Here is an 11,622-nt window from a genome sequence, read left to right on the forward strand (position 1 = left end):
GCGTGGTCCATGCGGAGTCGATAAGGCCCGCCGGGGCCGAAGTCCCTCCCGCAGAGCGCGTGGCACCTCTCCGTAATGGCATTCCAGTGCGCACGCCGCCGCGGCCTAGAACGCGTACTTGACGGTCAACAGCGTCATCATGCCGGCATCGACGATGTCCGACACCGCCAGATTGTGCCGGCCCACGTGTCCCCAGTAACTGTATTCCTTGGTGAGATTGGAGATCGACAGATCCACATTCACCCCATTGTCGAACCGATAGCCCGCATGCAGATCCACCCGCCGCGTCGGCCGCGCCCACAGATCGTCCCACGGCGCGTTCTGGTGCAGGAAGTCGTAGTTCAGCAGATACGAACTGCTGAAGTGATAGCTCAGGTTCACCGAGAACTTCGAGCGCTCGTAGAACAGCTCCAGATTGGCCATCGCATTCGGCGCCGATTGCATCTGCTCGTCTTCGAAGCCGACCATGCCCAGATCCGCGTGCGCATGCTGGCGCGTGGCATTGGCGCTGACGCCCAGCCCGTCGAACGGCGCCGGCAGATCCTGGAAGCGCTGCCGCGCGCTGACTTCCACGCCATAGACGCGGCCGTCGCCGCCGTTGGTCGGCATCTGGTAGAACACCGTGCCGCTGCCGCTGGTGCCCGAATTGGCCTGGCCGGAACCGGCATCGTAGATGTAGTGGTGCAGGCGCTTGTAGAAGCCGGCCACCGAGAAGAATCCGCCATGATCGGTCGCCCACTCGCCGGACAGATCCAGGTTGGTCGAGGTGATCGCCTTCAGGTCCGGATTGCCCTGGGTGATGGTGGTGATGCCGTTGGAGATGTTGATCTGGGTACCGCCGCCCAACTGCACGAACGCCGGCCGCGTATAGCTGGTCCACAGCGCGGCGCGGTAGGTGGTGGCGCTGTCCGGGCGCCAGGTCAGGAACACGCTCGGCAGCGGCTGGTCGTAGTGCGTGCTGTTGGCGGCGAAGTAGCCGACCTGCTGGTTGCCGTCGCTGTCGGTGGGCGTGGTCCAGAAGGTGTTGTGGATGCTGGTGTGCTCGAAGCGCACGCCCGGCACCACTTCCAGGCTGCCGAAGGAGAAGGTCGCCATCGCGTAGGCGGCGCTGACCGCTTCGGTGCCGCGCATCGTGTTGCAGTTGTAGTTGTTGACGTAGAACGCGCTGCCGCAGGTGTCCAGGTCGTCGTCGGTGAGGTGGTCGGCGATGACCTGCGCCACCGCGCCTTCGCTGACCCGCGGCGTGGCCCAGTGGTACTTGCCGGGGAAGATCGCCGCGTAGCCGCCGTTGAAGATGCCCAGGTCGCCCAGGGTGCTGGTGTCGGGCACCGGGCCGGTCCACCAGTCGCGGTTGCTGTAGTGGCGGCTGCTCTTGCTGTACTTCACGCCGAACTGCAGCGTGGTCAGCGCGCCGTCGGCGAAGTCGTAGCGCGCATCGAACTTGGCGCCGCCTTTCTTCTGCCCGGAGTAGATCTTGGTCGATTCGCCGTAGCTGCTGGCGTACAGCGACGGAATGTTGTTGACCTGGGCCAGCAGCGCCGGGGTCAGCTGCGGGTAGGGGAAGGCGCCGCTGCCGTATTGCATCAGGCTGCTGCCGGAGTAGGCGAAGTTGGCCTGGCTGAACTTGTCCTCGCGCCCGTCGATCTCGATATGGTCGGGGCGGTCGTTGTCGCCGAAGCTGTAGAACAGGTTCGGCGACAGCGTCCAGTTGCCGGCGGTCTTGCGCGCGCCCACCTGGAAGGTGGCCAGGTCGGCGATTTCCGGGTTGGTCTCGTACCAGAAGCGCGCGGCGATGCGGTTGATGTTGGGCGAATACACGCCCGGCGTGGCGCTCGGCACGAAGCTGACGTCCTGCGGCAGCAACTGCACGAAGGTGGTGCCCTGGTCGGTCTTGGCGTAGGCGTAGGTGGCGCGCGCGTACACCGACAGGGTGTCGTCCACGTTCCAGTCGAAGGCGGCGTTGCCGCCGTAGCGGCGCTCCCAGCCGGCGACCACGCCGACGTTCATGCCGGTGCTGGTCAGGTTGTCCTGTGGCGCATAGCCGGCCGCGTTGCTGCCGTCGGCATTGGCATGCAGGAATTTCCAGGAGCCGTCATTGAGCGCGCTGGTGGCCGCGGCCACCTCGCTGTTGGTCGAGGTGCGGTAGTCGTAGTAGGCGCTGGCGTAGAAGCCGAACTGCTGCTCGTCGCCGAACTTGTGCTGGAACTCGCCGGCCAGGCCGCCGCCGAGGCCGTCGCCGCCGTAGTCGCGCGCGCGGCTCTCGACGCGGCCGCTGACGGTGACGCTGCCGCTGGTGGCGTCCTTGTAGTCGTAGGCAGTGGGCGTGCGGAAATCCAGGGTGCCGCCGATGGCGTCGCCGTCCATGTCGGCGGTGGAGGTCTTGTTGGCGACGATGGTCTGCAGGCCCGAGGGCGGCAGCAGGCTCAGCTGCACGCTGCGGCTGTACGGCATGCCCTGGGCGACGGTGACGCCGTCGATCAGGTTGACGTTGTACTCGGAGGGCAGGCCGCGCACCGAGGCGAACATGCCTTCGCCGCGCGCGGCGCCGTCGACGCCGCCGAAGTAGCCCGAGCCGCTGTAGGTGATGTTGATGCCGGCGATCAAACCCAGCGCCTCGGCGACGTTGCGCACGGCGGTGTGCTCGAGGTCGTTGGCCGACAGCACGTCCACCGTGTTCGAGGAGTTCATCTTCAGCGTGCTGGCGTCATAGCGGTTGGCCGCCACGCTGATGGTCTGCAACTGCTTGGCCTCGTCCAGCGCGATCGACACCGTGGCGGCGCCGCTGTCGGCGACCTGCACGGTGGTTTCCGGGGCGCTGAAACCGGGATAGTCCAGTTGCAGTGCGTACTGCCCGGCCGGCACGTCGGCGATGACGAAGCGGCCCTGCGCGTCGGTGATGGCGCTGAGCGCGGTGCCGGCGATGGCGACCTTGGCGTGCGCGGCGGGCTTGCCGCTGCTGCGCTCCTTGAGTTCGCCCTGCACGGTGCCGGCCAGCGCCGGTGCGGTGGCGGCAAGGCCGGTGATGGCCAGAATGGCGGCGCACAGCGCCTTGCGCTTGCAATACGGATGGGTTGCCACGTGACACCTCGCTGATCGTGATCGGTGCGGGCACGCGCCGAAGGCGACGCGCCGCTGCGTTCCTGGGAGGCAGACACGGTGGACGGAAGGCGCGCACGCTCGGACCGCACGCCGGGCGGCGTGCGAACAGGACAAGACGAGCGGACGGCGACCGACGCGTGGCGTCTGCCGGCTGGGCGGACCGTTAGACGGCGATCAGTGGCGTGGCGGCGAGTAGCCGGCGATGCACTTGGAGCGCGAACGCAGCGCGCTCAGCTTGTAGCGGCGGGTCATGCGCAGCGGCCCCCGTGCGTGCCCGCGTGGTGCGCGGACGACAGGCAGGGCGCCGGAACTCCGGCGAGGCATCGATCCTGGCTGCGACGACTGCATGACATGGCACATCACCCCTGGAACTGCCCTGGAAAACGCCGCAGTTGCTGCGGCGTTCGGCGCGTCTGGCATCGTCGGCGCGTGGCACCGACGTGTTATCGATACCTCCGTCTCGGAAGACTGTCAATAGGGTGTGAAAAATAAATTCATCCGGCGCCGCGCACCGCGGTCGGTCGGCCCGGCGGCGCGAACGCGGCCGGGCAGTTACGCTGCACCGCCGCATGCGCTGGCGCATTTCGTAGACATGGGGCCAGGCGGCCCAATGGCTCACTTCGGCAGGGCCATGCGCCCGTTGATCGAGAAGGCGGCGTCCTCGCCGGGGGCGCCGGTCCCGGGCTGGCCGCCGCCGACGAACAGGCGGTAGTCGCCGGCCTCGACCGCGCGCTGGCCGCTGCGGTCGACGTCGCTGAGCTGGCGCGCATCCAGCGCGAAGGTCAGCGTGCGCGCCTCGCCCGGCTGCAGGTGCACCCGCTGGAAGCCGACCAGGCTGCGCAGTGGCGACTGCGCGCGCGGCGGGTATTGCAGGTACACCTGCACCACCTCGTCGCCGGCGCGCGCGCCGGTGTTGCGCACGGTGGTGCTCACCTGCAGCGGCTGGCCGGCCTGCAGCGTCGCGGTCGACAGTTGCGGCGTGTCGTAGGCGAACTGGGTGTAGCTGAGGCCGTAGCCGAACGGGAACAGCGGCTCGCCCTTGAAGTAGCGGTAGGTGCGGCCCTTCATGTCGTAGCTGACGTAGGGCGGCAGGTCCTTGGTCGAGCGGTAGAAGGTCACCGGCAGGCGGCCGCCGGGATTGATGTCGCCGGCCAGCGCCTGGGCGATGGCGGTGCCGCCGGACTGGCCCGGATACCACGCGGCGATGATCGCGTCGGCGTGCTGCTTGGCCCAGCTCAACGCCACCGCGCTGCCGCTCATCAGCACCACGACCAGCGGCTTGCCGCTGGCCTTGGCCCGTTCCAGCAAGGCCTGCTGCGCCGCCGGCAGGGCCAGGTCGTTGCGGTCGCCGCCGTCGAAGCCGGGCACGTCGATGCGCAGTTCCTCGCCTTCCACGTCCGGCGACAGGCCGACGAAGGCCACCACCGCGTCGGCCTGCGCCACCGCGCGTTTGGCCTCGGCCAGTTGCAGCGCCGGCGGCGCCAGCCACTCCAGGCGCAGGCCCTGGTCCTGGCCGCGGTGTTCCAGCTCCAGGCGGATGCGGCGCGGCCGCGCGTCGTCGAAATGCAGCACGGTCTCGACGTTGCGGCCGTCGGCGTTGTGCATGCCGGCCGGCAGGTGCTTGTCCTCGGCGTTGCCGGCGATCACCAACTGGTCGTCGACGTACAGGCGCACCGGGTCGTGGCCGGCGCAGTCGAAGCAGCGCGCCACCCGCACCGCCAGGGTGTAGTCGCCGGGGCCCGGCGGCAGCAGTTCGCCGCTCCAGCGCACCGAGTAGCGGTCCTTGTCCACACCCTTGGCCGGGGCCACGTGGTCCCAGTTGAAGCCGACCACGCGGTCCTGGCGCTGCACGCGCGGCGTCCCGGCCAGGTCCAGGTTGTCGAAGTATTCGCCCCGCAGCCCAGGCTGGCCGTCGCTGCGCAGCGCGGTCTCGGGGATCATGCCGGGCACGCCCGCGGCCAGCGGCGCGCCCTGCGCATAGGCGACCTGGGCGGTGCCGAAACGCGTGCGCAGCCCTTGCAGCGGCGTCACCGGCTGCACCGAGGTGCCCTGGTAGTTGGCTTCCAGCGCGGCCAGCGCGTCGGCGTTGGGGCCGAGCACGGCCAGGCGCAGGCCCGGGCGCAGCGGCAGGGTGGCATTCGCGTTCTTCAGCAGTACCAGCGATTGCTGCGCGGCCTGCAGCGCCAGGGCGCGGTGCGCGGCGCTGTCGATGTCCCTGGCGCCCAGCCGCGCATACGCATCGCGGCGCGGCGGCTGCAGCTCGCCGAGCCGGTAGCGCGCGGCGAACAGGCGCACCAGCGAGCGGTCGAGCAGCGCCTCGTCGGCCTCGCCGCGGTCGAAGGCGAGGCCGAGGTCGCGATAGGCGTAGCCGCAGTTCAGGTCATGCCCGGCCTTGAGTGCCGCGGCGGACGAGCCGGCATTGTCGGGGCGGTAGTAGTGGAACTGGGTCATGTCGTCGATCGCGTCGCAATCGGACACGACGAAGCCCTTGAAGCCCCAGTCGCCACGCACGCGGCCATCGAGCAGCCAGTCGGCGGCGCAGGCGGGCGTGCCGTGCAGCGCGTTGTACGCGCACATCACCGAGCCGGCCTGGCCGTCGACGATGGCGGCGCGGAACGCCGGCGAGTAGGTGGCCTCGAAATCGTGCGGCGACACGTCCACGTCGAAACCGTGGCGGCCCGGTTCCGGCCCGCTGTGCACGGCCAGGTGCTTCGGCGTGGCGATGGTGCGCGGGTGCGCCGGATCGTCGCCCTGCAGGCCGCGGATGAAGCCGACCGCCAGCCGTCCGGTGAGGTAGGGGTCCTCGCCGTAGGTCTCCATGCCGCGACCCCAACGCGGGTCGCGGAAGATGTTGATGTTGGGCGACCAGATGGTCAGCCCGGCGTAGCGCGGATGGTCCTTGCCGGGCCCGCCGGCGAGGTTGAACTTGGCCCGCGCCTCGGTGGAGGTGACGGTGCCGACGTCGTGCAGCAGTTCGGGGTTCCAGGTCGCGGCCAGGCCGATCGCCTGCGGGAACACCGTGGCCTCGCCATTGCGGGCGATGCCGTGCAGGCCCTCGCTCCACCACTCGTAGGCGGGTACGCCCAGGCGTGGAATCGCCGGTGCAGCGTTCATCGCCTGCGCGATCTTCTCGGCGCGGGTCATCTTCGCCACCAGCGCGGCGGCGCGGTCCTCGGCCTCGTCGGCGTGGGCGAACGGGGCGGCGAGCAGGCCGATCGCACACAGCGCCTGTGCCAGCGGCTGTAGGAGCGGCTTCAGCCGCGACCGCACGCCGGCCGATCCGCGGAGCATCTCCCCGCCCATCACTTCGCCTCCGCCGGTTCGGCCGGGGCACCCGCCAGGGTGCTGCCCAGGTCGCGCACCTGCAGCGCCGCGCGCACCTGCTCCAGCGTCGCGCTGCTGCGCACGCGCACGGTCAGCGGCTCGCCCGGCAGCAGGTCGAAGGCGTTGTCGGACAGGGTCACGTCGAGGTCGCCGACGCTCAGCCACACCTGCGCCGCGAGCGTGGCGCTGCTCAGGGTCAGCGCGTAGCCGTCGCCATCGGCGCGCAGGTCGCTGCGGATATCGGCCTGAGGCCACTGCAGGTGCTTGGCCGCGTCGAAGTACACCAGGGTGCGCGACAGCACGCGCTCGCCGTCGAGCAGTTCGAACACCGCCACGCTGCGGCGCGGATCGGCGCGGCGCAGCAACTGCGCATCGCTGAAGCTGCCCACGCGCACGCTGGACAGCGGCGCCAGGGTCACCGGCTTCTCGGTCTTGCTCAGCACCTTGCCGGACAGGTCCATCACCCGCATGCGCCAGCGCGCGGCCAGCGGCGTGGTGCGGTCGGAGACCAGCGACACGGTAGTCTGGCCCTTGTCGTCGCGCAGTGCGGCGATCAGTTCCGGCGCGTAGAAGCGGCGCGCGTGGTACTGCAGCGCCTTCCAGCGGCCGAAGTAGTCCAGGCTCGACCACGAGGCGCCGGGCCACACGTCGTTGAGCTGCCAGTACAGCGAGCCCATCGCCTGCGGCCGCGACGCGCGCAGGTGCTCGGCGGCCAGGGTGATGCCCTCGGCCTGCATGATCTGGCTCAAATAGACGAAGCTGGCGAAGTCCTTGGGCTCGCCGAACGCACGACGGATGTACAGCAGCAGGCGCTGGTTGCCGTTGCCCTTGTCGAACTTCTGGTGCGCGCGCATCACCGGCGATTCGGGCTGCAGGTCGCCGGGTTCGGCGAAGGCGCGGATGGTGCGCAGTTCCGGGAACGACTGCAGGCCATACTCGGACATGAAGCGCGGGGTCACGTTGAGGTACTCGGTGACCGGCAATGCCGGGCCGCCCCAGACCTTCCAGTAATGCATGTCGCCGTCGTCGGGCTGGTCCGCGGCGCCGTCGAAGTCGGTGCCCGGCGAGGTCGCCCAGTACGGGGTGTCGCTGTCGTACTTCTGTACCGCCTCGCGCAGCACCGTGCCGAACAGCGTGGTCATGCCGCGGACGATGCGCTCGCGCTCTTCCGGGTCGATCGACTGCTTGAACTTGATGCGGTCGCCCCAGTTCTCCCAGCCGGTCTGCACTTCGTTGTTGCCGCACCAGATCACGATGCTGGGGTGGTCGCCGAGGCGCCGCACCTGCTCTTCGGCCTCGGCGCGGGTGTTCTCGCGGAAGGCGACGTCGTAGGGCGGGATCGCGCCGCCGAACATGAAGTCCTGCCAGATCATGATGCCCAGGCGGTCGGCGTCCTCGTAGAAGCTGTCCGGCTGGTAGTGGCCGCCGCCCCACATGCGCAGCATGTTCATGTTGGCGTCGCGTGCGGACTGCAGGAAGCCGCGCATGCGCGCGGCGTCGACGCGGGTGGGGAAGCTGTCGAACGGAATCAGGTTGGCGCCCTTGGCGAACACCGGGATGCCGTTGACCACCAGGGCGAAGCTCTTGCCCCACTGGTCCTTCTCGCGGCGCAGTTCGACGCTGCGCAGGCCGGTGACGCGCTGCACGTCCAGGCGCTCGCCGGCGGCATCGCGCAGGTGCGCCTTGAACGTGTACAGGTCCTGGCGGCCGTAGCCGGCCGGGAACCAGCGCTGCGGCTTGGCGATGCGCACCGGCACGGTCAGCGTGTTGGCGCCCGGGTCGAGCACCGCGCGCTGGCTGAACTGGCCGACGCGCTGGCCGTCGGGGCCGAGCACGTCCAGGTCAAGCTGCACCTCGCCGCTGCGGCCGGCCTGCACCTGCAGTTGCGCCAGCAACTGCGCCGCGTCGGCGTCCACGCGCTGCTGGGTGATGCGCAGGCCATCCACGCGCAGGTCGTCCCAGGCCTCCAGGCGCACGCCCTGCCAGATGCCGGCGGTGACGATGCGCGGGCCCCAGTCCCAGCCGAAGTTGTACGGGGCCTTGCGCACGTAGGTGGAGCTGTGCCGCGCCACCGGCTCGTCGCCGAATGCCGAGTCGTAGGCGCCGGGCAGCGCATACGGCTGCTTGGACAGCCACGGCTGGATCTTCTTGATCGGCGAGGCGATGCGCACTTCCAGCACGTTGTCGCCGCGCTTGAGCAACGGTTTGGCGTCGACCCGCCACTGCCGGAACATATTGTCGGCGGCGAGCAGCTTCCTGCCGTTGAGATAGACCTCGGCGAAGGTGTCCAGGCCGTCGAACACCAACTCCAGGTGCGGGCGCGCCAGCAGGGCCGCGTCGACCTGGAACCGGGTCTGGTACTGCCAGTCGCTCAGCCCGGCCCACTGGATCTGCGCTTCGTTGTCGCGATAGAACGGATTGGGCACGACCCCGGCGGCGATCAGGTCGGTCTGCACCGTGCCCGGCACCTGCGCCGGCAGCCATTGCGCCGCCTTCGGATGCGCCTTGGCGTTGGCATCGCCCGGCGCCAGCCGCACCTGCCAGCCCTGCTGCAGCGACAGCGTCGTCGGCGCCGCCGCCTGCCCCAGCGCCGGCAACACCAGCGCCAGCAGCAGCCCGAGGCGGGCGGGAAGGCGCGTGCGCGACGCGGAACGGGAGCGGCGGGGCGGCTGGGTCATGCGAGGGTCTCCGTGGTCAGTGCGCGGCGGCGGGGGGCGCCTGCGCCGCGGTGTCGATCAGATGGATGGCGCCGATGGCGTAGTACGGGCCGGCGATGGGCGCGGTGGAGCGCAGGCACAGGTCGTGCACGCCGGTCTGCTTGGGCAGCCGCGCTTCCAGCGCGAACTGGTCGCCCAGGGTCTTGCCGGCCGGCAGCGGCAGCCGCGCCAGCAGTTTGCCCTTGCAGTCGCCCAGCCGCACCTCGAACTCGCCGCGCGCGCTGTGCGCCGGGTAGCGCTTGACCTTGGCTTGGTCGTGCGCCAGCCCGTAGTTGCGCGCCAGGCGTGCGGCGTCGATGCGGATGCGGTCGATGCCGTCCAGGCGTGCGTCGGCATAGCGCCAGCAACTGGTGAACAGGTCGATGTTGAACACCGGCGTGTCCTGCTCCGCCAGGTCCGGCAGCAGCGGCACGCGCAGGCCCAGTTCGCCGCCGGCGCACGAGCTCAGGCCCTGGGTGTCGCGGCTGAGCAGGTTGGCGCGGTCGAGGATGCGGCTGCGCGGCGCGGCCAGCAGGCGGCCGTCGTCGGCGAAGGTGGCCGCACGTACGGTGACCGGCAGGGTCACCGCGAACGGCGCGGTGTAGCGCGGCGAGTCGGCCTTGGGCTCGCTGCCGTCGGTGGTGTAGCGGAAGCTGCCGAACTTGGCTTGGTTGCCCAGCACCACGGTGGCCTGGCCGCTGTCCAGCGCCGCGTTGTCGCCGCCCTGCACGGCGATGTCCGGGGCGAAGGCGCCGTCGCCATAGGCGATGCCCTGCAGGCGGTAGCGGTCCAGCTGCGCCGGCATGCGCTGCAGGAAGCCGTTCCAGTCGCGCGCGGCCATCGGCGACCAGCCGGCCTCGGCCACCGCGCTCAGCCGCGGGAACAGCGCATGGTCGATATGCCAGGCGGAGGGGATGTACTCGCTCCACAGCGCCGCCTGCACGCCGAGCACGTGCTTGCTCTCTTCGGGGCTGAGCGCCGCCGGCACCGGGTCGAAACCGTAGACCTTCTGCAGCGGCAGCGTCGCCAGGCGGCCGTTGGGCTCGTCGTTGCGCGCGCTCTGCAGGTTGTCCAGGTACATCCAGCCGGCCGGCGCCAGCACCACGTCGTGGCCCTGCTTGGCGGCGGCGACTGCGCCGTCCACGCCGCGCCAGGACATCACCGAGGCACTCGCGGGCAGCCCGCCTTCCAGGATCTCGTCCCAGCCGATCAGGCGCCGCTGGTGCTGGGTCAGGTAGTCGGCCAGCTGCTGGTTGAACCAGCCCTGCAGCGCGTGCGCATCCTTGATGCCGAGCTTGCGCATCTGCGCGCGCACCGCCGGCGAGCGTTCCCACTGGTCCTTGACCGCTTCGTCGCCGCCGATGTGGATGTACGGCGAGGGGAACAGCTGCAGCACTTCGTCCAGCACGCCCTGGATGAAGGTCATGCTCTTGTCGTTGGTATTGAACAGGTAGGGATTGACGCCCCAGTCCACCGACACCTTGGGCCGCTGCCGGGTCACCCCGACCAGCTCCGGGTACGCCGCCACCGCGGCCTGCGCGTGCCCGGGCATGTCCAGCTCCGGCACGATGGTGATGTGGCGCGCGGCGGCGTAGGCCACCAGGTCGCGGATCTGATCCTGGGTGTAGAAGCCGCCGTAGCGATCGGGCAGGCCATGGGTGCCGGCGCCGGGCGGGGTGCGCCAGGCACCGATCTCGGTGAGCTTGGGATAGCGCTTGATCTCGATGCGCCAGCCCTGGTCGTCGGTCAGGTGCAGATGCAGCAAGTTGAGCTTGTGCTGGGCCATCGCGTCGATCAGGCGCTTGACCGTGTCAGGGCCGTGGAAGTGCCGCGCCACGTCGAGCAGCACGCCGCGCCAGCCGAAACGGGGCCAGTCGCGGATGTGCACCTGCGGCACGTCCACTTCGCCCTTGCCGGCGTCGGGGGTCATCAGCTGCCAGGCGCTGATCGCGCCGTAGAACAGGCCGCGTTCCTCGCGCGCCTGGATCAGCATGGTGCGCGGGTCCACGTCCAGCGTGTAGCCCTCGGCTTGCGCCACCTCGGTATTGGGATTGAGCTGCAGGCGGATGCTGCCGTCGGCGGGGATGGTCTCCTCGCGCACTTCCAGCGACAGCCCGCGGGTCTTGCTCAGCAACTGCGACAGTTGCTCGGCCACGCGCTGCGCGCCGGGGTCGTCGAGGGGCACCGACAGCGCAGCGCCGGCGCGGATGGTCAGGGTGCCGCCGTCGCGCTCGGCCTTGGCCGGCGCCGGGATCAGCGGCAACGGCGTCTTGTCGTCGTCGTCATCGTGTTTCGGGGCCGGCGGCGGCGCCGCGGCGGGCTTGGCCGCGGGCGCCGGAGTCGGCGGCGGTGCGCGGTCGCAGCCGCCGAGCAGGCTGCCACAGGCGAGCAGGGACAACCCCAGCCAGGCGTTGCGGGAGGCCGCCGCGATGCGCGCGGCGGCGGGCATCGGGCGGTGCGGCAATCGGGGGTGTGCACCCACTGCAGTCATCGGTCTACCTCA

4 protein-coding genes are annotated in these 11,622 nt (G+C 70.2%); all 4 read right to left on the bottom strand.

Features of this window, described 5'->3' with window-relative positions:
* Nucleotides 1–105: 105 nt before the first annotated feature.
* Nucleotides 106–3,078 carry a TonB-dependent receptor gene (locus tag M3U25_RS09570; protein ID WP_355497941.1) on the bottom strand — a complete coding sequence of 991 codons (2,973 nt, stop codon included), beginning with the start codon at nt 3,076–3,078 and terminating at the stop codon, nt 106–108.
* A 636-nt stretch (nt 3,079–3,714) separates the two neighbouring features.
* Nucleotides 3,715–6,390: a glycoside hydrolase family 3 C-terminal domain-containing protein gene (locus M3U25_RS09575; RefSeq protein ID WP_355497938.1), complete on the bottom strand. Its 2,676-nt coding sequence runs from the start codon at nt 6,388–6,390 to the stop codon at nt 3,715–3,717.
* A gap of 11 nt (nt 6,391–6,401) precedes the next feature.
* On the bottom strand, nt 6,402–9,101 hold the full coding sequence (locus M3U25_RS09580; protein WP_355497935.1) for a glycoside hydrolase family 2 protein: 2,700 nt from the start codon (nt 9,099–9,101) through the stop codon (nt 6,402–6,404).
* A 16-nt stretch (nt 9,102–9,117) separates the two neighbouring features.
* The gene (locus M3U25_RS09585; protein WP_355497932.1) at nt 9,118–11,610 is read right to left on the bottom strand and encodes a family 20 glycosylhydrolase; all 2,493 of its coding nucleotides are present in this window, start codon (nt 11,608–11,610) and stop codon (nt 9,118–9,120) included.
* Nucleotides 11,611–11,622 lie beyond the last annotated feature (12 nt).

The organism is Xanthomonas sp. PPL134 (assembly GCF_040595915.1).
GTDB classification, from domain to species: Bacteria; Pseudomonadota; Gammaproteobacteria; order Xanthomonadales; family Xanthomonadaceae; genus Xanthomonas_A; species Xanthomonas_A indica.

Bases quoted from the DNA above. Each gene is read 5' to 3' on its own strand.
- M3U25_RS09575 (WP_355497938.1), bottom strand. From the start codon at position 6,390: ATGCTCCGCGGATCGGCCGGCGTGCGGTCGCGGCTGAAGCCGCTCCTA.
- M3U25_RS09580 (WP_355497935.1), bottom strand. From the start codon at position 9,101: ATGACCCAGCCGCCCCGCCGCTCCCGTTCCGCGTCGCGCACGCGCCTT.
- M3U25_RS09585 (WP_355497932.1), bottom strand. From the start codon at position 11,610: ATGACTGCAGTGGGTGCACACCCCCGATTGCCGCACCGCCCGATGCCC.